Source organism: Janthinobacterium sp. EB271-G4-3-2 (assembly GCF_020858035.1).
GTDB classification, from domain to species: domain Bacteria; phylum Pseudomonadota; class Gammaproteobacteria; order Burkholderiales; family Burkholderiaceae_D; genus Janthinobacterium; species Janthinobacterium aestuarii.
This window is the reverse complement of the sequence record NZ_JACYMG010000015.1, coordinates 62,543-88,574: the sequence shown is the minus strand read 5'-3', so window position 1 is coordinate 88,574 and position 26,032 is coordinate 62,543. Positions and strand designations below refer to the sequence as shown.

At 61.8% G+C, this 26,032-nt stretch carries 24 protein-coding genes; 10 read left to right on the top strand and 14 right to left on the bottom strand.

Going from position 1 to position 26,032, the window contains the following annotated elements; genetic code table 11:
* Positions 1–135 precede the first annotated feature (135 nt).
* On the top strand, positions 136–1,230 hold the full coding sequence (locus tag IGS55_RS24950; protein WP_230518337.1) for an anhydro-N-acetylmuramic acid kinase: 1,095 nt from the start codon (positions 136–138) through the stop codon (positions 1,228–1,230).
* Positions 1,231–1,407: 177 nt separating this feature from the next.
* Here IGS55_RS24950 and erpA read toward each other — a convergent pair whose 3' ends face one another.
* The 5 genes from erpA to rplM all read right to left on the bottom strand — a co-directional run bounded on the left by erpA (position 1,408) and on the right by rplM (position 4,386).
* Positions 1,408–1,770: an iron-sulfur cluster insertion protein ErpA gene (gene erpA, locus IGS55_RS24945; protein ID WP_029496047.1), complete on the bottom strand. Its 363-nt coding sequence runs from the start codon at positions 1,768–1,770 to the stop codon at positions 1,408–1,410.
* A 98-nt stretch (positions 1,771–1,868) separates the two neighbouring features.
* On the bottom strand, positions 1,869–2,258 hold the full coding sequence (locus IGS55_RS24940) for a bactofilin family protein (protein WP_070290243.1): 390 nt from the start codon (positions 2,256–2,258) through the stop codon (positions 1,869–1,871).
* A gap of 90 nt (positions 2,259–2,348) precedes the next feature.
* A complete protein-coding gene (gene argC, locus IGS55_RS24935) occupies positions 2,349–3,386 on the bottom strand; it encodes an N-acetyl-gamma-glutamyl-phosphate reductase (RefSeq protein ID WP_230518338.1) in 1,038 nt (345 codons plus the stop codon).
* A 169-nt stretch (positions 3,387–3,555) separates the two neighbouring features.
* A complete protein-coding gene (rpsI, locus tag IGS55_RS24930; RefSeq protein WP_010393285.1) occupies positions 3,556–3,948 on the bottom strand; it encodes a 30S ribosomal protein S9 in 393 nt (130 codons plus the stop codon).
* A gap of 9 nt (positions 3,949–3,957) precedes the next feature.
* Positions 3,958–4,386 carry a 50S ribosomal protein L13 gene (gene rplM / locus IGS55_RS24925; protein WP_010393282.1) on the bottom strand — a complete coding sequence of 143 codons (429 nt, stop codon included), beginning with the start codon at positions 4,384–4,386 and terminating at the stop codon, positions 3,958–3,960.
* A gap of 225 nt (positions 4,387–4,611) precedes the next feature.
* On the opposite strand from rplM, the gene IGS55_RS24920 reads away from it, so the two are divergent.
* Positions 4,612–5,034: an OsmC family protein gene (locus tag IGS55_RS24920; RefSeq protein WP_071079492.1), complete on the top strand. Its 423-nt coding sequence runs from the start codon at positions 4,612–4,614 to the stop codon at positions 5,032–5,034.
* A 136-nt stretch (positions 5,035–5,170) separates the two neighbouring features.
* On the opposite strand, the gene coq7 is transcribed toward IGS55_RS24920, so the two are convergent.
* Together coq7 and IGS55_RS24910 are read right to left on the bottom strand one after the other, a co-directional pair.
* Positions 5,171–5,815: a 2-polyprenyl-3-methyl-6-methoxy-1,4-benzoquinone monooxygenase gene (gene coq7, locus IGS55_RS24915; RefSeq protein ID WP_046683453.1), complete on the bottom strand. Its 645-nt coding sequence runs from the start codon at positions 5,813–5,815 to the stop codon at positions 5,171–5,173.
* A gap of 85 nt (positions 5,816–5,900) precedes the next feature.
* Positions 5,901–6,332: a hypothetical protein gene (locus IGS55_RS24910; protein WP_230518339.1), complete on the bottom strand. Its 432-nt coding sequence runs from the start codon at positions 6,330–6,332 to the stop codon at positions 5,901–5,903.
* A 147-nt stretch (positions 6,333–6,479) separates the two neighbouring features.
* Here IGS55_RS24910 and IGS55_RS24905 point away from each other — a divergent pair, with 147 nt between their 5' ends.
* The 4 genes from IGS55_RS24905 (at position 6,480) to IGS55_RS24890 (ending at position 13,112) form a co-directional block, all read left to right on the top strand.
* Positions 6,480–7,259: an ABC transporter ATP-binding protein gene (locus IGS55_RS24905; protein WP_230518340.1), complete on the top strand. Its 780-nt coding sequence runs from the start codon at positions 6,480–6,482 to the stop codon at positions 7,257–7,259.
* Between the two features lie 3 nt (positions 7,260–7,262).
* Complete coding sequence (locus IGS55_RS24900; RefSeq protein WP_230518341.1) at positions 7,263–8,459, top strand: ABC transporter permease; 1,197 nt, start codon at positions 7,263–7,265, stop codon at positions 8,457–8,459.
* Between the two features lie 170 nt (positions 8,460–8,629).
* Positions 8,630–9,523 carry an ABC transporter ATP-binding protein gene (locus tag IGS55_RS24895; protein WP_046683456.1) on the top strand — a complete coding sequence of 298 codons (894 nt, stop codon included), beginning with the start codon at positions 8,630–8,632 and terminating at the stop codon, positions 9,521–9,523.
* A gap of 10 nt (positions 9,524–9,533) precedes the next feature.
* Complete coding sequence (locus tag IGS55_RS24890; RefSeq protein WP_230518342.1) at positions 9,534–13,112, top strand: ABC transporter permease/M1 family aminopeptidase; 3,579 nt, start codon at positions 9,534–9,536, stop codon at positions 13,110–13,112.
* A 53-nt stretch (positions 13,113–13,165) separates the two neighbouring features.
* Here the strand turns inward: IGS55_RS24890 and IGS55_RS24885 are convergent, their stop codons facing one another.
* From IGS55_RS24885 to IGS55_RS24865, 5 genes are all read right to left on the bottom strand, one after another.
* On the bottom strand, positions 13,166–13,549 hold the full coding sequence (locus IGS55_RS24885) for a hypothetical protein (RefSeq protein WP_128141263.1): 384 nt from the start codon (positions 13,547–13,549) through the stop codon (positions 13,166–13,168).
* A 151-nt stretch (positions 13,550–13,700) separates the two neighbouring features.
* Positions 13,701–15,164 (bottom strand): catalase, encoded by a 1,464-nt coding sequence (locus IGS55_RS24880; RefSeq protein WP_230518343.1) that lies wholly within the window; start codon positions 15,162–15,164, stop codon positions 13,701–13,703.
* Between the two features lie 93 nt (positions 15,165–15,257).
* A complete protein-coding gene (locus tag IGS55_RS24875) occupies positions 15,258–15,914 on the bottom strand; it encodes a DsbA family protein (protein ID WP_230518344.1) in 657 nt (218 codons plus the stop codon).
* Between the two features lie 136 nt (positions 15,915–16,050).
* The gene (locus tag IGS55_RS24870; RefSeq protein ID WP_230518345.1) at positions 16,051–16,920 is read right to left on the bottom strand and encodes an MBL fold metallo-hydrolase; all 870 of its coding nucleotides are present in this window, start codon (positions 16,918–16,920) and stop codon (positions 16,051–16,053) included.
* A gap of 88 nt (positions 16,921–17,008) precedes the next feature.
* The gene (locus tag IGS55_RS24865; protein WP_230518346.1) at positions 17,009–17,926 is read right to left on the bottom strand and encodes a LysR family transcriptional regulator; all 918 of its coding nucleotides are present in this window, start codon (positions 17,924–17,926) and stop codon (positions 17,009–17,011) included.
* A gap of 99 nt (positions 17,927–18,025) precedes the next feature.
* Between IGS55_RS24865 and IGS55_RS24860 the strand changes: the two genes are divergently transcribed.
* The 4 genes from IGS55_RS24860 to IGS55_RS24845 all read left to right on the top strand — a co-directional run bounded on the left by IGS55_RS24860 (position 18,026) and on the right by IGS55_RS24845 (position 22,516).
* Positions 18,026–18,715, top strand: a complete 690-nt coding sequence (locus IGS55_RS24860) for a hypothetical protein (RefSeq protein ID WP_230518347.1) — start codon at positions 18,026–18,028, stop codon at positions 18,713–18,715.
* Positions 18,716–18,828: 113 nt separating this feature from the next.
* Positions 18,829–20,280 carry an alkaline phosphatase gene (locus IGS55_RS24855; protein WP_442908210.1) on the top strand — a complete coding sequence of 484 codons (1,452 nt, stop codon included), beginning with the start codon at positions 18,829–18,831 and terminating at the stop codon, positions 20,278–20,280.
* 29 nt (positions 20,281–20,309) lie between these two features.
* Positions 20,310–21,722, top strand: a complete 1,413-nt coding sequence (locus IGS55_RS24850; RefSeq protein WP_230518348.1) for an alkaline phosphatase — start codon at positions 20,310–20,312, stop codon at positions 21,720–21,722.
* 74 nt (positions 21,723–21,796) lie between these two features.
* Positions 21,797–22,516 carry a hypothetical protein gene (locus tag IGS55_RS24845; protein ID WP_230518349.1) on the top strand — a complete coding sequence of 240 codons (720 nt, stop codon included), beginning with the start codon at positions 21,797–21,799 and terminating at the stop codon, positions 22,514–22,516.
* A 77-nt stretch (positions 22,517–22,593) separates the two neighbouring features.
* On the opposite strand, the gene IGS55_RS24840 is transcribed toward IGS55_RS24845, so the two are convergent.
* Both IGS55_RS24840 and IGS55_RS24835 read right to left on the bottom strand, forming a co-directional pair.
* The gene (locus IGS55_RS24840) at positions 22,594–25,260 is read right to left on the bottom strand and encodes a DNA topoisomerase III (RefSeq protein WP_034749282.1); all 2,667 of its coding nucleotides are present in this window, start codon (positions 25,258–25,260) and stop codon (positions 22,594–22,596) included.
* 283 nt (positions 25,261–25,543) lie between these two features.
* Positions 25,544–26,008 (bottom strand): DUF494 family protein, encoded by a 465-nt coding sequence (locus tag IGS55_RS24835; RefSeq protein WP_230518350.1) that lies wholly within the window; start codon positions 26,006–26,008, stop codon positions 25,544–25,546.
* Between the last annotated feature and the right edge of the window lie 24 nt (positions 26,009–26,032).

The following is a 26,032-nucleotide window of genomic DNA, read 5'->3' as shown; positions in this document are numbered from 1 at the left end:
AACACTGCCTTCGGGCAATATATAAAGGCACCGCCCATGCAGATGGCCGGTGCCTTTGTTTTTTCCCGCGCGCTTTTGCGTGCGGCACAAATGCGGCACAATGCACCCCATCACTTACGCACTCAAGGAAAACCCATGCTGTATATCGGCCTGATGTCTGGCACCAGCCTCGATGGCGTTGACGGCGCGCTGGTCGACTTTTCCGACGATGGCGGCACACGCAGCCTGGGCGACGCCTACATTCCCTTTCCCGCCAGCCTGCGCGACGACCTGATGGCCTTGCAAAGTACCGGCCAGAATGAAATCGAACGCGAAGCGCTGGCGGCCAATCAACTCGTGCGCCATTACGCCGACTGCGTCGCTATGCTCCTGAACAATGCGGGCATCGGCCCGGACGCCATCGCCGCCATCGGCGCGCATGGCCAGACCATCCGCCACCGCCCCGAGCTGGGTTTTACGCGCCAGTTGAACAACCCGGCCCTGCTGGCCGAACTGACGGGCATCGACGTCATCGCCGACTTGCGCAGCCGCGACGTGGCGGCCGGCGGCCAGGGCGCGCCGCTGGTGCCCGCCTTCCACCAGGCGATTTTCAATGTGCCCGGCCACACGCGCGTGCTGGCCAATATCGGCGGCATCAGCAATATCAGCGTGCTGCGCGCGGACGGCACGGTGACGGGCTACGACACGGGCCCCGGCAATGCGCTGATGGATGGCTGGGCCCTGCGGCACCTAGGCCAGCCCTACGACGCCAACGGCGCCTGGGCAGCGACAGGCCAGGTCATTCCCGCCCTGCTGGCAGACTTGCTCAATGAACCGTATTTTGACTTGCCGGCGCCGAAAAGCACGGGCCGCGACCTGTTCCATGCCGACTGGTTACGGGACAAGCTGAGCAACTATCCGCAAGCCAATCCTGCCGACGTGCAGACGACCTTGACCCAGCTGACGGCGGCCAGCCTGGCGCACGCCATCGCGCGCGACGGGGCGCAGGCGGAAACGGTATACGTGTGTGGCGGCGGCGCGCAGAACGCCAGCCTGATGGCGGCGCTGGCCCGTGCATTACCGGGCATGCAGGTGGAATCGACGACAGCGCTGGGCGTGGCGCCCAGCCAGGTCGAGGCGCTGGCCTTTGCCTGGCTGGCCTGGCGCTTTACGCAGCGCAAGCCAGGCAACTTGCCGGCCGTGACGGGAGCGCAGGGGCTGAGGGTACTGGGCGCGCTGTATCCACGCTGAGAGAGAAGGAGTGCTTCAGAAACACAAATAGCGGATCATCGATCCGCTATTTTGATGCTGTACCGGCAAACCGGCGCGCCTGAAAAACGTTCAGGGCAAGGCGCATTGCCGAAGACAGTACGAATAGTACGGCGAGGCAATGCAACGCCGCCATGGGCGTTTTCTCAGGTGCGCTGCTTATACCGAGAAAGACGAACCGCAACCGCAGGTAGAAGTAGCGGTAGGATTCTTGATCACGAACTGTGCGCCTTCCAGATCATCCTTGTAGTCGATTTCCGCACCGACCAGGTACTGGTAGCTCATGGAATCGATCAACAGCTGGACGCCGTTCTTGACCATGGTGGTGTCATCTTCGTTGACGATTTCGTCGAAGGTGAAGCCATACTGGAAACCGGAGCAGCCGCCGCCCTGCACGAAGACGCGCAATTTCAGGTCGGGATTGCCTTCTTCTTCGATCAGCTGCGCGACTTTTTCAGCGGCGCTATCGGTAAAGATAATAGGGGAAGGGATCACATCTTGCATTTCAGCGACGGCATTCATATCAGGCACTCCTACTAGAAAACATTAAGTCATTATAGACTGTTGGCGCAAGTCGCGCTCAGGGCGCCCTCGCCGTCAACCAGCACTGTTGTTCTGGGTCACATTTCCGATACGGCCAGGTGCAGCACGGGGTCGGCGCTGTCGTGGCGGCTGAGCTTGCCCTGCACCAATGCGCCGCTGTGCATTTCCAGCACCTTGTAATAGACCTCTCCTACAATGCGGGCTTTTGGCTGGATTTCAAGCATTTCGGACACATACACGGGGCCATTGATCTCACCGCTGACGACCAGACTCGAGCAGCGCACTTCGCCATCGATGCGCCCTGCCTCGCCCAGCACTATGTGCGTGGGCTCGCCCGCCTCGCCCGTGACGTTGCCGCGCACATGGCCATCGATGCGCAAGCCGCCGCAAAACAGCAAGTCGCCCTCGATCCGCGTGGAAGCGCCGATCAAGGTGTCGATGGGATTTTTCGCGTTGCGCTCGAACATGAACGTCATCCTGTCGGGGTAGGTGGCAGTCCAATTTATCACAGGTCCGGCAAAAAGGCGCCGGACCCGCGCAAGCACGGTCGCCGATCGTTACGGCATCACGGCGATGTGTTGCAAACCGGCCGTTTCTTTCAAGCCAAACATCAAGTTCATGCACTGCACGGCCTGGCCCGATGCGCCCTTGACCAGGTTGTCCTGCACCACCAGCACGATGACGGTATTGCCGCCTTCGGGACGGTGCAAGGCCAGGCGCAGCATGTTCGAGCCACGCGTGGAGCGGGTTTCCGGGTGCGAGCCGAATGGCATCACGTCGACGAAAGGCTCGTCCTTGTATTGCCCTTCGAACAAGGCTTGCAATTCTTCATTGCTGACATCCTTGTTCAGCTGCGCGTACAGGGTCGAATGCATGCCGCGGATCATCGGCACCAGGTGCGGCGTGAAGGTCAGCGCCACTTTCTCGTCCGTGAAACGCTGCAGTTGCGCCGTCGTTTCCGGCAGGTGGCGGTGGCCGGCCACGCCATAGGCCTTGAAACTGTCGCTGCTTTCCGAGAACAGGATGCCGATTTCCGCCTTGCGGCCGGCGCCGGACACGCCCGACTTGCAGTCGGCGATCAAGCCGCCCGCATTGACCAGGCCAGCTTTCAGCAGCGGGTAAAAGCCCAGCTGCATGGTGGTCGGGTAGCAACCGGGGTTGGCGATCAGCTTGGCTTGCTTGATGTCTTCGCGGTTCAATTCCGGCAAGCCGTACACGGCTTGCTCGATCAATTCAGGGGCCGTATGGGGAATCTTGTACCACTGCTCGAACTTGGCCTGGTCTTTCAGGCGGAAGTCGGCGGCCAGGTCGATGACTTTCACGCCGGCGGCCAGCAGGGCTGGTGCTTGCGCCATGGCAACGCCATGCGGCGTGGCAAAGAAGACCACGTCGCACTGTTCCAGGTTGGCCTTGTCCGGCGAGGAAAACGCCAGTTTGACATGGCCGCGCAGGGAAGGATACATGTCAGCAACGGGCAAGCCATCTTCCTTGCGCGAGGTAATCGCCGTCAACTCGACATCTGGATGGGTAGCGAGCAAGCGCAGCAATTCCACGCCCGTGTATCCAGTGCCGCCGACGATGCCAACTTTGATCATGTTCTTTCCTTGTGTATAGATTGCATAAAGATGAGGGAAAACGCTACCCACGGGGGTTTTCCGCGTATTTTACAGCGCAACGCAGAGTCACGCTGAAATGCAAAAAAGCCGCGGGACCAAAGTCCAGCGGCTTTTCGACCAGCACCCAAAAGGTGCTGTAGCGTAGAAATTAACGCTTCGAGAATTGCTTTGCGCGACGTGCTTTGCGCAGACCAACTTTTTTACGCTCGACTTCACGTGCATCGCGGGTAACGAAGCCGGCTTTCGCCAGTTCCGGTTTCAACGCTGCATCGTAGTCGATCAGAGCGCGGGTGATGCCGTGACGAACTGCACCAGCCTGGCCCGACTCACCGCCGCCATGGACGTTGACTTTGATGTCGAAACGCTCGACATTGCCGGTCAGTTCCAGTGGTTGACGGATGACCATCAGACCCGTTTCGCGCGAAAAGTATTCGTTTGCTGGTTTGCCGTTAACAACGATCAAGCCTGTGCCAACTTTGATAAAAACCCGAGCCACTGCACTTTTGCGACGGCCGGTTCCATAATTGTAATTACCGATCATGTCAGTTCCTTAGAGAACAAGTGCTTTAGGTTGCTGAGCAGCGTGCGGATGGGAACCTTCCGCGTACACTTTCAGCTTCTTGATCATTGCGTAGCCGAGCGGGCCTTTAGGCAGCATGCCTTTGACCGCTTTCTCAAGCGCGCGACCTGGAAAACGCTGTTGCATTTTCTGGAAGTTGGTTTCGTAGATGCCGCCTGGATAGCCAGAGTGACGGTAGTAAATTTTCTCAGTAGCTTTGGTACCGGTCACACGCAGTTTGCCTGCGTTGATGACGACGATAAAGTCGCCGGTATCGACGTGAGGAGTAAATTCTGGTTTGTGTTTGCCGCGCAGTCGGAGTGCCACTTCGCTGGCAACACGTCCGAGGACTTTGTCCGTCGCGTCAACCACGAACCAATCGCGCTGGACTTCATGTCCTTTAGCGGAAAATGTTTTCATGTTGACTTCCTAATAGATTACACGCTCAAATGGTGGTTCCGCCGATGTTGCTATGCGGACTCTGCCTTATTTACTTTTCCTGAGCGAACGGAAAGCCGACAAGTATAAGCGGCTTTGCCTTGCCGCGTCAAGCCGCAATCGAGGCCGGCTGCGGCCCGGCGGCCGGCACCTGGATAGGCATTCCTCTATTACAATACAAAACGCTTACAATTTTCGGAGAGTACGATGGAATGCAAAGTCAGCTGGAATGGCCCGTCGGGCATGAGTTTTCGGGCCGAAACGGGTTCCGGCCACCTGGTGACCATGGATGGCGCGCCCGATGGCGGCGGCCACAACCTGGCGCCACGCCCCATGGAAATGGTCTTGCTGGGCACGGGCGGCTGCACCGCCTATGACGTGGTGCTGATCCTGAAACGGGGCCGCGAAGCCGTCAGTGGCTGCGAAGTGACCCTGAAGGCCGAGCGCGCCGACACCGATCCGAAAGTCTTTACCAAGATCCACTTCCACTTCACCGTGCGGGGCAAGGCCCTGAAACCGACGGCTGTGGAACGTGCGGTTACCTTATCGCATGACAAATATTGCTCGGCATCGATCATGCTGGCGAAAACGGCGGAAATCACTCACTCGTTCGAAATCATCGAGGAGTAGGTCGGATTAGCGGGGCCGCCGAGGCGCGTGAGCGCGTAATCCGACGACACCGCCGGCGCCAACAATGTTGTCGGATTACGGCCTGCGGCCTCGGCGGCCCCGCCTAATCCGACCTACGCCGACCTACGCAGCAGTATCAGATGTAATACGCGGTTTTTGTCATCACTTTGCCCATCAACCCCATCAGCGCCTTCACGGGCGCCGGGGTGTCGATGGCGCCCAGCCGCTGGGCGGCGGCGCCATGTTCCACTTCGTCGATGGCCATTTGCTTGACGATGGCGCGCGACTTGGCGTCCTGCGGCGGCAGCTCTTCCAGGTGGCTGGCCAGGTGCGCTTCCACCTGGCGTTCCGTTTCCACCACAAAACCCAGGCTGCGGCCGTCGCCCATGCGTGCGGCGATGGTGCCCAGCGCAAACGAACCCGCATACCACAGGGGATTGAGCAGGCTCAGACGCGAGCCCAGCTCCGTCAGGCGCTGCGCCGTCCAGGCCAGGTGGTCTTCCTCTTCGCGTCCCGCTTCGTCGAACTGGGCGCGGATGGCCGGGCTGTGCGCATAGCGCGCCTGCGAGTTGTACAGGGCTTGCGCGCACACTTCGCCCACATGGTTGACGCGCATCAAGCCGGCGCTGTGGCGCTGTTCGGCCGGGCTCAGTTCCGCATCGGGCGCATGCGCGGCCGGCGTGGGGCGCGAGGCCGAGGCCACGCCCGCCATGACGCGCAGGGCCTTGTCGGCGCCAACAATCAAACGATCCAGGGGGTCAAAATGGCGGTTTGCGGTCATCGTGGCTATTCATGTCAGGGAAAACATGAATTATAGGACGATAGCGGCCGGCCGTCCCCACGCCGCGCGCAGGGGGATCGGGGCTTTATTGACTTGTGCGCGCTTTTTCCTGCTCGATCCAGTCCACCACGGGGCCGACGGCGTCCAGGCCGGACAGGCTTTTCGCCACGCCCAGGTTCAGTGAGATCAGGAAGGAAATGCTGTCGACGGGAATGTCCGGGCAGTGCTGGGCAAACGCGGCAAGGAAACGCTCCGATTGCAGCACGCGCAAGACTTTCTCGCCGCTCATGAATTGCAGCACACTGGCGATGCTGTGCCCGCCACCTATCGAGTGGTAGATAAAACGGTTGTACGTCGCGTCGATCTGCTTGAAGTCGAGGGTTTCCTCCGTCATCAGGCCGGCCAGGTAGTACAGCCCCAGGCTGACGCGGAAAAAACCGATGGCTTCGGCACTGGTCATGCCGGCGCGGGCCACGGCCAGTACCTTGTCCTGCATTGCCTGATCGATCGTTTGCATTGCGCTCTCCCGCGCCGTCCGCGGCGCCCACCGGGCCAGCTTGCATGAAGATGCTGTTTTTTTCAATAGACCAAACGATATTTCCACCTTGCAAGTTACAATTTTTGCATGCTACTCTCGTTGTTCACCATTGAATGGATGATGCACATGATTGAGGTCAAACACCTGGCAAAACGTTTCCGCATGCCGCCCCACAAGGGCAAGGGCGTGCACGTCAGCGATCCGCGCGAACACGAGGGCTGGTTCCACGCCGTGCGCGACGTCAGTTTCAGCTGCGCCCCGGGCGAAGTGCTGGGCCTGCTGGGGCCGAATGGCGCCGGCAAGACGACCACCCTGCGCCTGCTGTCGACGGCCTTGCAGGCGGACGCGGGCAGCGCCCTCGTCAACGGCGTCGATGTCTTGCAGCAACCGCTGGTGGCGCGCCAGAGCATCGGTTTCCTGTCCGGTTCGACGGGCTTGTACGGCCGCCTGACGGCGCGCGAGAACGTGGAATACTTTGGCCGCCTGCATGGCATGCCGGCCGACAAGCTGAAACGCCGCTGCGACGAGCTGTTTGCCCTGCTGCAAATGGAAGAATACGGCGGCAAACGGGCCGATCAGCTGTCGACGGGCATGAAACAGAAGTGCGCGATCGCCCGCACCGTCGTGCACGAGCCGCAGGTGGTGATCCTCGACGAGCCGACGACGGGCCTCGACGTGATGTCGGCCAAGATCCTGCTCGACTTCATCGCCAGCTACAAGGCACTGCGCGTGCCGCTGATCTTTTCCACGCACCATCTGCACGAGGTGGAAAAGCTGTGCGACCGCGTCTGCATCATCAACCGCGGCACCACCGCCTTCAATGGCACGGTCAAGGAACTGCGCCACCTGGGCGGCAGCGCGGACTTGTACGACGCCTTTGTCAGCGTCATCAACCAGGGAGCCTGAGCCATGTGGACCATTTATCTGAAAGAGTTGCTGGAACTCACGCGCGACCGCAAGACGCTGATCTTCACCATCCTCATCCCCATCTTTGCCATGCCGCTGATCTTTGGCGGCTTCGCTTATGTTTCAAGCAATATGTTCAAGAACGCGAAAACGGCGGAAATGCGCTACGCGCTGTTCGGCAAGGACCATTCACCGGGCTTGAGCGCGCGTTTTGCGCAGCAGCACAACCTGCGCGAAGTGCCGCTGGCCAGCGAGGGCGACATCCGCCGTGCCATCGGCGACGACAGCATCAAGTTTGCCGTCGTCATCCCGCCCCGGTTTGAAGAAACGCTGCAGCAACAGCAGCAAGCCAAGGTCACCCTGCATTACAACAGCGCCAGCACGGTCGACGTGACCCAGCAGCGGGTGCGCGAGATCGTCGAGGCCTACAACGCCAGCCTGCGCGAAAACGCGCTGTCTGCCCTGAACCTGAGCCCGGCCCAGCTGGCCTTTGCCCTGCACCCCATCGTGCTCGACAAGCAATCGACGGCCAACGAGCGCGAGCAGATGGGCGCCATCGTCGGCGGCATGCTGCCGTATCTGCTGCTGATGGTGTGCCTGACGGCGGCCATGTATCCGGCCATCGACCTGGGCGCGGGCGAAAAGGAACGGGGCACCCTGGAAACCCTGCTGCTGGCGCCCGTGCCGCGCAGCGCCGTCGTGGTGGCCAAGTTCCTCGTGCTGTTTACCGTCGGCATGACCTCGGCCGTGCTGATGGTGGGCAGCATGGGCGCCCTGCTGGCCATCTTCGGCAGTTCGCTCGAAGGCAACATGGCCGTCATGGTGCGCAGCATCGGCTTGCCCGACCTGGCCATGGTGACCCTGATGCTGGTGCCGACGGCTGCCATCTTCGCCTCGCTGCTGCTGTCGATCTCGATCTACGCGAAAAGCTACAAGGAAGCGGCCGGCATGATCACACCGCTGATGCTGTTCGTCATCCTGCCCACGGTGGCGGCCATGCTGCCCGGCGTCGAGCTGAACTGGATGTGGGCCATGGTGCCGCTGACGAATGTGTCGCTGGCCATGAAGGAACTGGTCAAGGGCACCATGGATTACCGCATGTTCGGCGTGATCCTGGCCTCGACCACGGTGATCGCGGGCGCGCTGCTGGCCCTGTGCCGCTGGTGGTTCAATCGCGAATCGGTCCTCTTCCGGAATTAAACTTGCGCCCATGCTTGCGGCGGGGCGCCATCCACCCCGCTCAACTGCACTCTGGGCACGCGAAAATGCCGTGTATCGCATGCAACTGCCCAGTACGTCTTAAATTCAATACAATGCCAGCATAGAGTAGCCCTGTCGCATCGGGCAGCAACGCATGAGTTAGGAGTTGTATGGAATTGCAGATCCGCAAATTGTCGAAGACCTACGCGAATGGCGTAGTGGCGCTGGACAATGTTTCGCTGACGATACCGCCAGGCATGTTCGGCTTGCTGGGCCCGAACGGCGCCGGCAAGTCGACCCTGATGCGCACCCTGGCCACCTTGCAGGAATGCGATTCCGGCTCGATCTTCTTCGGCGACTACGACGTGCTCGACGACAAGGACGAGATCCGCCGCATGCTCGGTTACCTGCCGCAAGACTTCGGCCTGTACCCGAAAGTGACGGCCTACGAGCTGCTCGACCACTTCGCCATGTTAAAAGGCTTGTCGCAGCGGGCGCGCCGGCGCGAAGTCGTCGACGGGCTGTTGCAGCAAACCAATCTGTTCGACGTGCGCCACCAGCGCCTGGGCGGCTTTTCCGGCGGCATGCGCCAGCGTTTCGGTATCGCGCAAGCCCTGCTGGGCGACCCGAAGCTGATCATCGTCGACGAGCCGACGGCAGGCCTCGACCCGCAGGAGCGCGTGCGCTTCCACAACTTGCTGTCCGACATCGGCGAAGACAAGACGGTGATCCTGTCGACCCACATCGTGTCCGATGTGGCCGACCTGTGCGCCAACATGGCCATCATCAACAAAGGCCATTTGCTGCTGTGCGGCAAGACCCAGGAACTGATCGACGAAGTCAGCTGCAAGATCTGGGCGCGCTTTGTCGACAAGAAAGAGCTGGCCAGCTTCCAGCAGCGCCACGCCGTCATTTCCACGCGTTTGCTGTCGGGCCGTACCCTGATCCACGTCTACAGCGACGACGACCCGGGCGACGGCTTCGAGGAAGCCATCGGCGACCTGGAAGACCTGTATTTCGCCACCATTGCCGGGCGCCACCGCGTCGCCCCGCAGTGCGACTGAGGGGACGGCCATGTTTGCCATCGCCCGCTTTGAAGCGCGACAGCGGCTCAAGCTGCTGTCCACCTGGGTGTATTTCGCCATGTTCCTGGCGCTGGCCATGCTGTGGATGGCGGCCGCCGGCGGCGTCTTCAAGGAAGCGAGCATCAGTTTCGGCGGCAAGTTCCTGATCAACGCGCCGCGCTCGCTGGCGTTCACGTGCAGCCTGCTCGGCTGTTTCGGCGCCGTGGTGGTGGCCGCCATGATGGGCCGCTCGGTGCAGCAGGATTTCGAATACGGCATGCAGCATTTCTTCTTCAGCGCGCCGATCAAGAAATACCAGTACGTATTCGGCCGCTTCCTCGGCGCCTATCTGGTGCTGGCCGTGGTGTTTTCCAGCATCGTCATCGGTGCTTGGCTGGGCGCCTGGCTGCCCGGCATCGACCCGGAACGGCTGGGGCCGCAACGGGCGCTCGCCTACCTGATGCCGTATGTATTTACCCTGCTGCCCAACCTGTTCATCTTCGGCGCCATCTTCTTCGTCATCGCGGCACTCACGCGGCGCATGCTGCCCGTGTACATCAGCTCGGTAGTCATGCTGATCGGCTACCTGGTGGCGCCGTCGCTGGCGCGCGACCTCGACTACAAGACCCTGGCCGCCCTGATCGACCCCTTCGGCACGACGGCGCTGATACGACTGACGGAATACTGGCCGAACGCGGAGCGCAACACGCGCCTGGTGACCCTGGAAGGCGTATACCTGCTGAACCGCGCCATCTGGTCCGGCTTCGCCCTCGTGGCCCTGCTGCTCGGCTACTGGCGCTTCCAGTTCCACGCGACGACGGACGCGGGCGCCACCCGGCGCCGCAGCGAGGGCGAGGCGCCGCAGCGCCTGTCGAACGCCTCGCTGTCCACGCAGGAAACGCCCGACTTCGCGCAGCGCAACCTGGGCGCCCTGCTTCTCAAGATGAGCTGGCTGAACCTGCGCGAAACCATCAAGAACATCTATTTTGTCGTCATCGTGCTGGCCGGCGTGCTGACCATGTATGCGGGCGCGCTGGACATGGGTTCCATGTACGGCACGAATACCTATCCTGTGACGGAAAAGGTGCTGGACATGGTCAGCGCCTCGTTCGCCCTGTTCATGCTGATCATTACCACCTTCTACGCGGGCGAGCTGGTGTGGCGCGAACGGGAAGCGGGCACGTATCAGATGCTCGACGCCCTGCCCGTGCCGAACTGGCTGCCCCTGCTGTCGAAGCTGCTGGCGCTGGTCGGCCTGCAAGCCTTGCTGAGCCTGGTCATCATGCTGTGCGGCATGTCGATCCAGGTCTTCAAGGGCTATTACCGCCTCGACCCCGGCCTGTACGTGGAATCGCTGTTCCTGTCGCACCTGCCCTACTATGCGCTGGTCGCCGTGCTGGCCATCTTCGTGCAGGTGCTGATCAATCAGAAATACCTCGCGTATTTCGCCATGATTCTGTACCACATCGCCAGCATCAGCTTTTCCTCGCTGGGTCTGGGCGACCCGCTGCTGCTGTACGGCAGCACGCCGGAAGTCGTGTATTCGGCCATGAACGGCGCCGGCCACTTTGTGTTGCGCGAGCGCTGGTACTTGCTGTACTGGAGCGGCGCGGCCGTCATGCTGACGGTGCTGTCGCTGCTGTTCTGGCCCCGCGGCGCGCAGGACAGCTGGCGCATCCGCCTGCGCCTGGCGCGCCACGGTCTGACGCATGGCGTGCTGGCCAGCTTTGCCGGCGGCGCCCTGATCTTCGTCGGCGCCGGCGGCGTGCTGTTTTACGTGTTCCACGTGGCCAACGATTACCAGTCCGAATTTTCCCGCGATGCGGACCGCGCCAGCATCGAGCGCCAGTACCGCAAGTTCGCCGCCACGCCGCAGCCGAGAATCACCGACGTGAAACTCGACGTGGCCATCTACCCGGCGCAGCGCAGCCTCATCGTCACGGGCCGCTATCTGCTGCAAAACAAGACCAGCCTGCCGATCAGCCACATTTTTGTGCAGCAAGACCCGACCGCCACCATGCGCCTGCGTTTTGACGCGCGCGTGCATCCCGGCCTCGATGACGGCAAGCTGGGCTTTTACAGCTACCGCCTGGCCGCGCCGCTGGCGCCGGGTGCCACCCTGGGCCTCGATTTCGACATCCGCTATGCGCCGCGCGGCATCTTCGGCCTGGGCCAGGACACGCCCGTGGTGGCCAACGGCACCTTCTTCACGAATGCCGTGCTGCCGCACATCGGTTACCAGCCGCAGCAGGAATTGACGGACCCGCGCGACCGCAAGAAACACGGCTTGCCCGCGCGCGAACGGGCCTTGCCGCGCGACGATGCGAAGGGCTTGGCCGACAACTACATCAGCAACGACGCCGACCGCATCCACTTCGATGCCACCGTCAGCACCGTCGACGGCCAGACGGCCATCGCGCCGGGCATGCTGGACAACGACTGGATCGCCAAGGGCCGCCATTACTTCCATTACACGATGGACCAGCCGATCCTGAATTTCTACGCGTTCCAGTCGGCCCGCTACGCCGTCAAGCACGAGCGCTGGCAAGACGTGGCCATCGATGTGTATTACCATCCTGGCCATGAATACAACCTCGATCGTTTCGTGCGCGGCAGCAAGGAAGCGCTCGAGTACTACACGAAAAACTTCGGCCCCTACCAGCACAAGATCCTGCGCATCGTCGAGTTCCCCCGCTACGCCACGTTCGCGCAATCGTTCCCGAACACGATTCCGTACTCGGAAGGCCTCGGTTTCATCGCCAAGGTAGACGACAAGAACCCGAAGGACATCGACTATCCGTTCTACGTCACGGCGCATGAGGTGGCGCACCAGTGGTGGGCGCATCAATTGGTGGGCGGCAATACACGGGGCGCCACCGTGCTCAGCGAAACCCTGGCCGAATATTCGGCCCTGATGGTGATGAAGAAAACCGTGGGCCCGGCCAAGATGCGCCGCTTCCTGCGCTATGACCTGAATCAATACCTGATGGGGCGCAGCGAAGAGCGCAAGAAAGAATTGCCGCTGGCAGAGAATGAAAACCAGGCCTACATCCACTACCACAAGGGCAGCTTGGCCATGTACTTGCTGCAAGATATCATCGGTGAAGACAAGGTCAACGGCGTGCTGCGCGACCTGCTCAAGACCTATGGCCGGAAAGGCCCGCCGTATGCGAGCGTGACTGCCCTGATTGCCGGCTTGCGTCAGGTCACGCCGCCCGAACAGGCTTATCTGATCGACGACCTGTTCGAGAAAATCGTACTGTTCGACAACCGCGCCCTGTCAGCCACGGCCACCAAACGCGGCGACAGCAAGTACGCCGTCACCCTCAAGGTACAGGCGGAAAAATTGACGGCCGGCGAACAGGGAGAGGAACACGACGCGCCGCTGCACGACTGGATCGAGATCGGCGTCGACGACGCGAATGGCCATCCGCTGCTGCGCGAACGCCTGCGCATGACGGCCCGTCAGGCGAGCTACACCGTCATCGTCGGCAGCCGCCCCGGCAAGGCGGGCATCGATCCCGACAACAAGCTGATCGACCGCAAGCCGGACGACAATATGGTCACCGTCGAGCTCGAAGAGCCGTGACGAACAATGGCCGCCCGTGCATTCAGGGCGGCCACTTCGGTATCACAGGGGAGTCAGGCTGCGGCGGAGCGCGTCACCAGACTCAGGCTGATGCCCATTTCCGTCAGGTGCTGCATGTCGGCCAGCGACAGGTCGAGCGGCGCATCGACCGTGTCGTCGCCGTTCAGCTCCAGTTGCAGCTCGGCTACGATGCGCGGCATCGTGAATGTGACGCCACGCGAGCGGCACTCGGCCAGGTAGCTGCGTATACGCGAGGGCAACACTTGCGCTTTGGGCGCCTGCGCGATCAGCACTTCGAAGCCGGAATCGAGATGCACGCGATTCGCGCCCTTCGCCTCGCCCTTGCGCCATTGTCGTTCCGGATCGGTGGGCAAGACTTCGAGGATGGATTTGAGCGTGGGGTCGTCCCCATGCACCGACAGCTTCGCGATATTCATATTGCAAGACTTTCTAGTCAGATCAGACCGACAAGTCTACGCATGGACGGCAAATATGTCCACAAGGCAATATTTGCAATAGTTGATATCCAGCTCTAATTTGCGCTGCATCAACAACAGGCGGAACAGCATTGTTCCGCCTGCCACACGCTTACAGCGCCACGCCGCGCGCCTGCAAGGCGGCCCGCACGCCGGCGCCGTAGGCGGCATCGGCCCGGTCGAAGTGACCGAGTTGACGCTGCAAGGTTTCCGGCCGCACCAGACTCAAGGGACCAGCCAGGTTGTCGAACAGGTTTTGCTTCGCCTGCGCGGACATCAGGCGGAACAGATTGCCGGCTTGCGTAAAGTCATCCTCCACGCCGCGCCCATCGTAGCGCGCCGCGCCGCCATCGAGCGCCAGCGCCGGCTCGCCATGGCCCAGCCCTTGCGGCTGCATGCCTGCCGCCGCCACGTTCGCGTAATTCTGTGCCGCGCCGCCATTATGGATCGCCATGCCGCCATCGCGCTGCTGGTTGTGGAAGGGGCAGCGGGCCGCATTCACGGGCAGATGCTGGTGGTTCGTGCCGACGCGGTACAGCTGGGCGTCGTGGTAGGCGAACAGCCGGCCTTGCAGCATCTTGTCCGGCGAGTAGCCCATGCCCGGCACGGCGTTGGCCGGCGAAAACGCGGCCTGCTCGACTTCCGCATGGTAATTGTCCGGGTTGCGGTTCAGCTCGAAAATACCGACCGGCAGCAGCGGGAAGTCCGCGTGCGGCCACACTTTCGTCAGGTCGAACGGGTTCCAGCCCGTGCGTTGTTCCCATGCATCGAGTTGCTCCTGCGTCGCCACCTGCAGCTTGACTTCCCACTGGGGAAAATCGCCGCGTGCGATGGCGCCGAACAGGTCGCGCTGCGCGTAGTCGGGATCGGCGCCGGCCAGGCGGCCCGCTTCCGCGGCTGGCAGATTCCTGATGCCCTGGCGCGTCTTGAAGTGCCATTTCACGTACACGCGCTGGCCGTCGGCATTGATCAGGCTATACGTGTGGCTGCCGAAGCCATCCATGTGGCGGTAACCGTCCGGCGTGCCCCGGTCCGAGAACAGCATGGTGACCTGGTGCAAGCTTTCCGGTGCATGGCTCCAGAAGTCGAACATCATCTCGGCCGATTTCAAATTGCTTTGCGGATCGCGCTTTTGCGTGTGGACGAAGTCGGGGAACTTGATCGGGTCCTTGATGAAGAACATCGGCGTGTTGTTGCCAACCAAATCCCAGTTGCCTTCTTCCGTGTAGAAACGTACGGCGAAACCGCGCGGGTCGCGTTCCGTGTCCGCACTGCCGCGTTCGCCACCGACCGTGGAAAAGCGCGCGAAGGTGGCCGTCTGCTTGCCCACTTCGGCAAACAGCTTGGCCTTGGTGTAGCGCGAAATGTCGTGCGTGACGGTAAAGGTGCCGTAGGCGCCCGAACCTTTGGCGTGCACGACGCGCTCGGGGATGCGCTCGCGGTTGAAATGCTGGAGTTTTTCGATCAGGTGGAAGTCTTGCAGCAGCAGCGGGCCGCGGGGGCCGGCGCTGATGGAATTCTGGTTGTCGGCGACGGGAATGCCCGAGGCGGTACTGAATGGCGGCTGTTGGCTCATGGCTGCTTTTCCTTCGTTGTTGACTAATGGAACCAGTGTAACGAGGTCAACAACAAAGGAAAAGCTAATTGATTTTATCGAATCGATAGTTATTTACAATGCACAACCGTGAGCATCGCACACGCCACCGAGTTGCGCCTGCAATTTCGCCGGCTGGCCAAGGAAGCCGCCGATATCGATCACGGACAGCTTGCCGCTGCCATCGTCGAGCACGAACGTGGGAAAGCCCTGCCCGCCCACTTGGGCCAGCAAGGCGCGGCTGGCGTCGATATGCCGCTGCGTGGCGGCGCCCGCCTGCCCCGCATATTCGGCTTGGAAGGCCGCCCCATCCATGCCCAGCTCTTGCGCCAAGGCCACGAGCACGGGCAGGTCGGCGATGCGCAAGCCGTCCACGTAATGGGCACGCTGCACGCGCTGCAGCATCTCCAAGCCCTTGCCGGCCAAGGCTTCAGCCGCCAGAATGGCCGTGATCGGCGGTTCGGAATCCATCATGGCCGTCGTATCGTTCAGCAAGCCGTTGATGTATGCGTCGCCGAAGGGCTGGCCAGACATTTGCTCGATGCGCCGGTCATGCGGCAGCACATAGCCGCGCCATGCGGGCGTGATCTGACGGCGATTGCTGCCCGTCATCATGCCGCCGCCGTGGAACGCCACCGTCAGGCCGGGCACGGCGCGCGCCGCCTCGACCAGCGGCGCGGCGCCGTAGCACCAGCCGCACAGCGGGTCGAAAATATAGTGCAGTGTGGGCATGACTCTATCCTTTATAAAACTGAAACAGATGGCTTGCAAAAACCGTAGCGAGCGGCGCTAGTTCTGGCAGAGAAGCGCCACTGCGCTAGATCACAGTGAGCATCGCAGGCCGGAAATCGCGTCGCGCAGTAGGTTTTTACCATTTCATTTCGCCTTTGGCCACTTTGGCGCTAGTCTCCAGGGCGCCATCGAGGCCCAGCTTCGGATAGCGCATTTTCATCGCCTCGATCAGGGCGGCCGAATTGGCGGCCTTGGCCGTTTCCTCTTCAAACGTCACCAGGTAGTCGCGCGTAAAACCGATGCTGTCCGGCGTCAGGGGCGAACCGACCTTGAAGTGGCCGGGCACGACGGTGACGGGTTTCAGGGCGGCGATGCCATCGAGGGTCTTGAGCCAGTCCTGGCGCGATTGCGCGCTTTGCGTATCGGCCGTCCACACGTGCAAATTGCCAAACAGCACCACGCCGCCGACGACGGCCTTGATCGAGGGAATCCACACATAGGTGCGCGCTGGGGTCGGGCCGGCGATGTCCAGCGACTGGCCTTCCAGGGCGATGCGCTTGCCCGTCAACGCTTCCGGAATGACGATGCTTTTCGGTGCGTTGTCCTTCAAAATCTGGCCCCAGTAGGCGACCTTGGCGTCAGCCTTACGGCGGATCTCGGCGACCGTTTCAGGCGTGGCGACGATTTTCGCCTGCGGGAAAGCGGCCTTGATCACGTCAAGGCCAAAATAGAAATCGGGATCGCTGTGGCTGATGTACACGGTCGTCAGTTTCTTGCCGCTGGCGCGGATCTTCTCCACCAGCTTTTGCGCTTCGGCACGCGAAAACTGCGCATCGATCAGCACGGCGTCATGCTTGCCCGCGACCAGCACGGAAGCGACGGGGAAGATGGCCTCTTCGCCCGGGTTGAATACTTCCAGGGTCAGGGGAGCGCTGGCGGCGGCCGAGGCGGCGCCGGCGGCAAACACGGTGGAAACAAGAACGCTGCTGATGGTTTTGGAGAACATGATCTGCCTTCACAAGATGATTGGGATGACTGCATCTTACGTTGCTCAATCCGGTAGAAAAACCCGTTAAAGCGCAATAGTTTATTGCTCAATTCGGACGAATTGACAACTGCCGCGCCAAGGCGTGCAGCCACTCCCCCGCCAGCGTGCCATCCCACACAAGCAGGATTTGTTCGCTGCAATCGACGCTGCCGGCCAGTTCGACCTGCAACAAATCGTGCGCACGCACGGCGAAGTCGGGCAGGTAGGCCAGCGCCCGGCCGGACTGCACATAGCCCATCAGCAACTGCACATCGTCGCTCCAGTAGCGGATGGTGCGCCCGGCCACGCCGCGCCAGCCATCGGCATGGCGGCCACGCTCCTCGCCGCACAGCAGGGAATGCGTCGGGCTGGCGAACGCGTGCGGCAAGACGTCCTGCATGCCGCAGCGCACGGAGGCGCAGGCTGCCGGCACGCCGCGCGCCAGCACATGGCCGCGCCCGGCCGCCAGCAGCATGCGCATGCTGCCCAGCGCCGTGCTGTGCCAGGTGGCGGGCCAGTCGGCGCCGCGCCGGGCGATGGCGTCCTGCGTTACCAGTGCCGCATGGCAATCGCCACGCGCCAGGGCCGCCAGCGCCGCATCCTCGAAAGCCGGTTGCAAACGCACACTGGCCTGCGGATAGGCGTCCAGCGCCGCCGCCAGAGTGTCCGCGTGGCGCCACAGTAGCAGGGCGGGGCCGGCGATGCGGCCATCGATGGCGCCCCGCTCACCCATCACGTCCAGGCGCGCCTGTTCGGCCAGCGCCAGCAAGGTGCGCGCACGCTCGAGCAGCAAACGGCCGCTATCGTTGAGCAGCAATTGCTTGCCGCTCCGGTCAAACAGGGGCGCGCCCATGTCCCCCTCAAGGCGGCGCAAGGCTTTCGACACGGCCGACGGCGTCAGGTGCAATTCCAATGCCGCCGCGCCCAGGGTTGGCTGGCGCGCGGCGCTGCAAAACACGCGCAGGTCGGCAAGGCTCATGTTCATGATGATTTCCAAACAGGACACAAAAAGTGAAAAATGGTTGCTGTACTGTCCATGATACCGCCCCTATCATCGTTGCATTCCAACTCATCGATGAAACCCATGCTGCGCACCCTCTTCCTTTCTCTGTTCCTGCTCACCTCCAGCCTCGCCCACGCCGCGCCCCTGACCTGGGGCCTGCACGGCATGGTGCTGTTTGGCGGCAAGCAAGGGCTGTATGCCTCGCACCTGCCGATGTTCCATGCGCCGCACGATTACCAGGTGGTGCTGCAAGTGCGGCTGGCCGACCCCGTCCTCGATGCGCGGCTGCGCCGGCAGCTCGATGGCCATACGGCGCTATGGACCCTCGAACCGGAACACTTCGAGCTGGCGCGCTTGCTGCCGGCCGCGCCGCTGCCGATGCGCCAGTTCCAGGCGGCGGTGGTGCGCGGACACTTCGAGAAGGATGGAAAAGCCGAACCCGGCTACGGCGCTGCCGCCACCATCGTCGAGCGCGTCCTGCTGATGCGCCAGCTGTCGCCGGCCCCCGCCACGCACGCCAGCGCGCGCTACCTGCAGGTGGGCGACGGCACGCAGCGCTTCCTCGTCAAGCGTATCGACAGCCGCCCCGATTACGAGCATATCGCCGCATGGACCAGTCCCCAGGATGCGCCGCACGGCGACGTCGTCGTGGCGAAAACCGGCGTGCAGGAAACTCCTGCCGCCAGCTTGCAAGCAGCCTTGCGCGCACAACTGGGAAAAACGGCCCGCTTGCGCGGCACGGTGTACTTTTCCACCGAGGACGTGCGCTAAAACAACACGCCGGGCGGACGCGCATTCACGTGTCAAATGTGTCGCAGCGTCATGATGGCGTCACATTGGATTGTTATCTTGCCAGCTCTTTCAAACCTAGCCGGATGAACCACATGACACGCAGAAAAATTTCCGTCGCTGGCTGCAGCGTCGCCATCACCCTGATGCTGGCCGCCTGCGGCAGCGATGCAAAAAAAGAAGAGGTAGTGGCTGAGGCCCCGCCGAAAAACGTCATCTTCTTCCTCGGCGATGGCATGGGCCTGACCACCATGACGGCCGCGCGCATCTATTCGGTCGGCGAAGAAGGTTCGCTGACCATGGACACCCTGCCGGAAACGGCCTTTGTGAAAACGTTCTCGAACGACGCGCAAGTGACCGACAGCGCGCCATCGATGGCCGCCTACATGACCGGCGTCAAGATGAACAATGAAGTCATCTCGATGTCGGCCAACACGGTCGCCATCGATCCGGGCACGGATGCGAACGGCAACAAGCTGGTCAACAAATGCGGCACCGGCAACGGCACACCCGCCACCACCTTGCTGGAACTGGCCAAGGCCAAGGGCTTTGCCGCCGGCGTCGTCAGCACGGCGCGCGTGACGCACGCCACGCCGGCAGCGACTTATTCCCACATCTGCCACCGCGACCTGGAAAACGATATCGCCGCGGCCCTGGTGCCGGGCGGCACGGGCTACAACAGCGCGCTGGGCACAGCCGGCCTGGACGTCGTCCTCGGTGGCGGCGCGCAATTCTTCAAGCCGTTCAAGGATGGCGGCAAGCGTTCCGATGGCCGCGACCTGCTGGCCGAGCTGAAAGCGAAAAGCTACACGGTCGCCAACACCGCCACCGACTTCAAGGCCGTCGATGCGGCCAAGACGGAGCGCCTGTTCGGCGTGTTCACGTCCAGCCACATGAGCTACGACCTGGACCGCGATGCGGCCAAGGAACCTAGCCTGGCGGAAATGACCACGAAGGCCATGGACGTGCTGGCCAAGAACAAGAAGGGTTATTTCCTGATGGTCGAAGGCGGCCGCATCGACCATGCGCTGCACGAAACGACGGCCAAGAAAGCGCTGCAAGACACGGTCGCGTTCGACAACGCCATCAAGGCCGCCATCGACAAAGCCAAGCTCACCGATCCGACCCTGGCCAATACCCTGATCGTCGTCACGGCCGACCATGACCACACCCTGGTGCTGAACGGCTACGCCAAGCGCACGGGCAAGACGGCGGCCGGCAACCCTGGCGTGCTGGGCGTGGTGAAGAACTATGTGACCGGCGCGGTCGAGAAAGACCTCGATGGCGCACCGTATTCGATCATCGGCTTCGGCAATGGCGAAAACCGCACCCAGTCGAGCCGCGCCGCCATGGCCAGCCTCGATGAAACCGTCACCAGCGCCAACAATTACCACCAGGAGGCGGTAATCCGCACAGCGGCCGGCAATGAAACCCACGGCGGCACCGACGTCTTCCTGGGCGCCATCGGCAAGGGTTCGGAAACCTTCCTGGGCACCATCGACAACACCAAAGTATTCGGCCTGGTCAAGACGGCCGGCGGTCTGTAATCCCCAAGAGACAAGAATTGGACAAGCTCATGAAACCCGCATTGAAATCCGCACTGAAACTCTCCTTGCTGACCACGTTCGTGGCCGCCAGCGTTGCCAACGGCGCCTACGCCGCCGACGCCAAGAACGTCATCTTCTTCCTCGGCGACGGCATGGGCCCGTCCGTCGTGACGGCGTCGCGCATCTACAAATACGGCGAAGACGGCAGCCTGGCGATGGACACGCTGGAGCGCACGGCGCGCATCAAGACGTTCTCGAACGATGCGCAAACGACGGACAGCGCACCATCGATGGCCGCCTACATGACCGGCGTCAAGATGAACAATGAAGTCATCTCGATGGCGCAGGAGACGATCGCCAAGGAACCGGGCCGCGACGCCAATGGTAACCTGGGCGTGGACAATTGCCCGGCCGGCGGCAAGAGCGTGCCGACCATCCTGGAACTGGCGAAAGCCAAGGGCAAGGCCGTGGGCGCCATCACCACCACGGAACTGACGCACGCCACGCCGGCGACGACGTTCTCGCACATCTGCAACCGCAATGCGCAATACGCGATCGCCGCGCAAGCGACGCCAGGCGGCGCGGGCTACAACGCGGCCCTGGGCGATGGCGTGGACGTGCTGATGGGTGGCGGCCGCAACCACTTCACCCCTTGGTCGACCAGCAACAAATATGGCCGCGCCGATGGCCGCAATCTGCTGACGGAATTTGCCGCCAAAGGCTACACCGTAGCCGCGACGAAAGCGGAAATGGCGGCTGCGCCAAGCGGCAAGAAATTCATCGGCCTGTACAGCACCCGCAGCCACCTGGAATATGAACTGGACCGCACGGCCACGCCGCCGCTGGGCGAAGGCGCGACCCAGCCTAGCCTGTCGGAAATGACCCTCAAGGCCATCGACTTGCTGTCGAAAAACACGAACGGCTACTTCCTGATGGTCGAAGGCGGCCGCATCGATCACGCCTTGCACGGCATCAACGCCAAGCGCGCGCTGACGGACACCATCGCCTTCGACGACGCCATCAAGGCCGCCATCGCGAAGATCAAGGAAACCGATCCGAAGCTGGAAAATACCCTGATCGTCGTCACGGCCGACCATGACCACACGCTGGCCTTCAACGGCTATGGCAAGCGCGGCAACAATATCCTCGACATCAACCGCGGCTACAAGGATAACCAGCCGAGCAAGGATGCCGATGGCAATACCTACACCACCCTGGTATTCGGCAATGGCCCGAACCGCCCTGCCCTGCGCAGCAACGTCGACAGCGCCACGGCCCTGAAAGACAACTACCTGCAAGAAACAGGCGTGCGCCTGGCCAGCGAAACCCACGGCGGCGGCGACGTCAAGCTGCTGGCCACGGGTGCCGGCGCCAAGTCCTTCAAGGGCACGCTGGACAACACCAAGGTGTTTGACTTGCTGAAGGCAGCGTTCGGCTTCTGATCCACATCAACACGGTAACCCCACCGGGGCGGATGGCGTAGGCCCTCCGCCCCTCTGCACGTAAAGGCACCACCATGAAATCGTCCCTGATCGCCGTCCTCCTCGCCGCCGGCTTTGCCGCCGACGCGCAAGCCGCTCCTCCTTCGGCTCCTGCCGACCTGGACCTGGGCATTACCTATTACAGCCGCGTGCTGACGCCGGAAGGCGTGACGCGCGAGAGCCGCTACGAAGAAAAGATGCTGCGCCGCCCCGGCCACGTGTGGGTCGAGCGCGTGCTGGCGCCGTTGACGGACGCGCATGCGGGCCACAAGCATGGCGAAAACACCAAGGTGGCCCTGAAGGCCACGCAGCATGAACACAAGCACTTCAATCCCGTGCTGATACCGCGCCACGTGATGCTGGAAAAAAATACCGTGCGCGTGGAATACGTCGATGCGCACGACAAGATCGTCGTCGCCATTCCCAAGGCCGAATACGAAAACGTCAATTTCGACGGTTCCTGGGAAAACAGCTTCTATCTGCTGGACCCGAAACTGGTGGCCGCCATGCCCCTGTCGAAACAGGCATCGAACGTGACGGGCGCGCGCTGGCGCGAAGTGGAAAAGAATGGCGTGTTCCAGCGCATCCTGTGGGACGAGCAAAAGCAGATTCCCCTGATTATCGAAAGCGGCGACCGCGCAAACACTTTCTATCGCCGGGTCGACGTCAAGCTGCAGCCGACCGTCAGCAAGGCGCAGCCGTGGGCGAATCTGCAGAACTACGCGCAGCGCGAGTATTCCGACTACCTCGACTAAGCGTCAGACTAACGCCAAGAAAATCGGGACGTAAAAAAGCCAGGGACATCCCTGGCTTTTGTTTGGCCGGCGTCCGATTACTCGGCCGCTGCAGCTTTCTTCGCCGGCGCCTTTTTGGCCGCCGGCTTTTTCACGGCCGCAGCTTTCTTGGCCGGCGCCTTTTTCACGGCTGCCGCTTTCTTGACGGCCGTTTTCTTCGCTGGCGCCGCGCCTTCTTCGCCTTCGACCTCGGCGGCTGCCGCCTTCGTCTTGGCACCCGGCTTGGCCTTGCGCTCTTCAAACTCGAAGCTCACCTTGCCATCCTTGCCGCGCACGAGGAAAGCCTTGAACGGACGGCGCGTGCGCTGGGAAACAAAGCCCGGCAACAGATCCGTCTTGCCATCGTTAAGCAGTTTTGCCATTTGTTCCGGCAAGATTTCCTGCTGCAAGATGATGCGGCCGCTGCGGAAGTCGCACGTCTTCGGCTTGGCGACGCTGTGTTCGCACACATAGGCCAGGCCCATTTCATACACGCCGGCGTTGCACTTGGGGCACGGTCCCACGGGCGTCTGGCCCGTGAAATCGACGCCTTCGCCATCTTCGCTCTCGTCGTTCTGGCCGAAATCGAATTCCAGCTTGAAGTTCTTGATCTCTTCATCGCGCACGATGCGCAGGATGGCGGCGAACGGACGGCCCATCTTCGAGCGGAAGCCTTGCAGCGGGCCGATGGTGCGGTCCTTCAGCAATTGTTCCACTTCGGCAATTTCGAACTGGCGCGAACCCGGTGTCTTGCTCATCGAGAATTCGCACTTGGTGCAGGCGAAACGGCGGTAGTTTTCCTTCACCACGCCGCCGCAATTCGGGCATGGCGTTTCCAGGGTGGCGTAATCACCGGGAATCGTATCGTTGTCGTATTCCTTGGCGCGCTTGACGATGATTTGCGTCATCTGCGCGATTTCGCGCATGAATTCTTCACGCGAAATCTTGCCTTTTTCCATCTGCGACAGCTTGTATTCCCACTCGCCCGTCAGCTCCGGCGCCGTCAATTCGTTGACGCCCAGGCCTTTCAACAAGGTCATCAGCTGCGACGCCTTGGCCGTTGGAATCAGTTCGCGGCCTTCGCGGATCAGGTAGCGCTCCGTCAGCAAGCCCTCGATGGTGGCCGCGCGCGTCGCTGGCGTGCCGAGGCCCTTGCCGGCCATCGCATCGCGCAGCTCGTCGTCGTCGATCAGCTTGCCGGCGCCTTCCATGGCCGACAGCAACGTGGCCTCGGTGAAGCGCGCAGGCGGTTTCGTCACCAGGCCGTTGGCGCTGACGCTTTCCGTCTGCACTTTCTCGCCCTTGGCGACGGGCACCAGATTGCCGTTGCCATTGCTTTCCTTGTCGGCGTCCGTCGACGCTTCCTTGCCGTAGATGGCCAGCCAGCCCGGATTGGTCATGACCTTGCCTTCAGTCTTGAACTGATGGCCGGACACTTCCGTGTAGCGCGTGGTGACCTGGAATTCCGCAGGCGGGAAGAACACGGCCATGAAACGGCGCGTGACGAGGTCGTACAGCTTCTGTTCCGGCTCGGACAAATTCTTCGGCGCGATCGTCGTCGGGATGATCGCGAAGTGATCCGAGATCTTCGTGTTGTCGAAGATGCGCTTGTTCGGCTTGACCCAGCCCTTGTCGATGATCTGCTTGGCGAACTGGTGGTAGTTGCTGTTTTCCTTGACCGTTTCCAGCGCCTGCAGCACGGTCGGCATGTAGTCTTCCGGCAGGTGGCGCGAATCGGTACGCGGATACGTCAAGACCTTGTGCTTTTCGTACAGCGCCTGGGCCAGGCCCAGCGTGTTCTTGGCGGAGAAGCCGAAACGCGAGTTCGCTTCGCGCTGCAAACTGGTCAGGTCGAACAGGCCAGGCGCCATCGAGGTGGTCGGTTTCGACTCTTCCGTGACGATGCCTTGGCGGCCGCGGCAGGCGGTGGCGATCGAGTCGGCAGCCGTCTTGCTCCACAGGCGCTCGGCGCGTTTCTCGGGATCGTTCTCGTCCTTCTTGAACTTCGTGTCGAGCCAGCGGCCTTCATAGATACCGGCCGCGCAGACGAATTCGGCGCGCACTTCCCAGAAGTCGCGCGGCACGAATTTCTTGATCTTGTCTTCGCGTTCGACGACGATGGACAAGGTCGGCGTCTGCACGCGGCCCACGGTCGTCAGGTAGAAGCCGCCTTCTTTCGAATTGAAGGCCGTCATGGCGCGCGTGCCGTTGATGCCGATCAGCCAGTCCGCTTCCGAACGGCAGCGGGCCGCGTCCGCCAGCGGCAGCATTTCCTCGTCGCTGCGCAGGTGCGAGAAACCGTCGCGGATGGCGCCCGGCGTCATCGACTGCAGCCACAAACGCTTGACCGGTTGCTTGGCTTTCGCGTTTTGCGCGATCAGGCGGAAAATCAGCTCGCCTTCGCGCCCCGCATCGCATGCGTTGATGAGGGTGGTGACGTCTTTGCGTTTGATCAGCTTGTTTAATACTTTGAGGCGCGCTTCCGTCTTGGCGATCGGGTTCAGCGCGAAATACGGTGGAATCATCGGCAAGTGCGCGAAACTCCATTTTCCGCGCTTCACGTCGAATTCTTCCGGTACGGCGATCTCCAGCAAGTGGCCGACCGCCGACGACAGGACGTATTCATCCGATTCAAAGTACTCATCGTGCTTGGTGAAGCCGCCAAGCGTCTTCGCGATATCGTTCGCGACAGAAGGCTTCTCGGCGATGATGAGGGTTTTTGTCATATTTTTTAGTCTCGAAAAATGCTCTAGGATAGTTTCAGCATGCGCATCATACAGTGCATTGCCAGACGCCGACGCTTTTGTCTGCGCAAGGCACAGTGACTTATGGTCTTGTCAAGCGGCCAATGATAAGCGCCTATTGAAGAATTCGGCAAGTTATCTGCAAGCAAGAATGCGCAGGCGCAAACACAATGGACTGGCGTGCGCGCTGGAGCAACACATAGTAAAGGGGATGGCGCGGCGGCGGCGCCAGGGTCGGACAGACAGCGAAGAATATGGTTATATATTAGTGCAATAAGCGCGGCGGGAGGTCTTCATCGTCGACGAACAGGTCGTCGAACATCAGGGCATCCGGTTCCTTGCCCTGGCTCCACAGCAGCATCAGCACGATGACTTTCAGCTTGCCCAGCGAAACGGGTGCCTCGTCGAGCGCCAGCGCCCGTTCGATGACGATTTCGCGCTGCAGTGGCGAAAGCACCTTGGCGCTTTCCAGGAACTGGATGAAACCGATGGCGGCCGTGCCCAGCACGTCGCTTTCCTGCTGCACATAGAAGCGCGTGCCCGTGCAACTGGCCGTCAGGGTCTGTTCGACGCCGGCCATGGCGTTCAAGTCCGTCAGCCACACGAGCGCTTCGGAAATCTCCACGTCGTCGAAACCGACGGCCGACAGTTTGCGCGCCAGGACTGCCGGCTCGGGGCAGGCATCGGGGCGATAGTAAGTCTCGTAGAGGTACACCAGGATATCGAACATGGCTCTACTCTAGCAGCTAAGCTC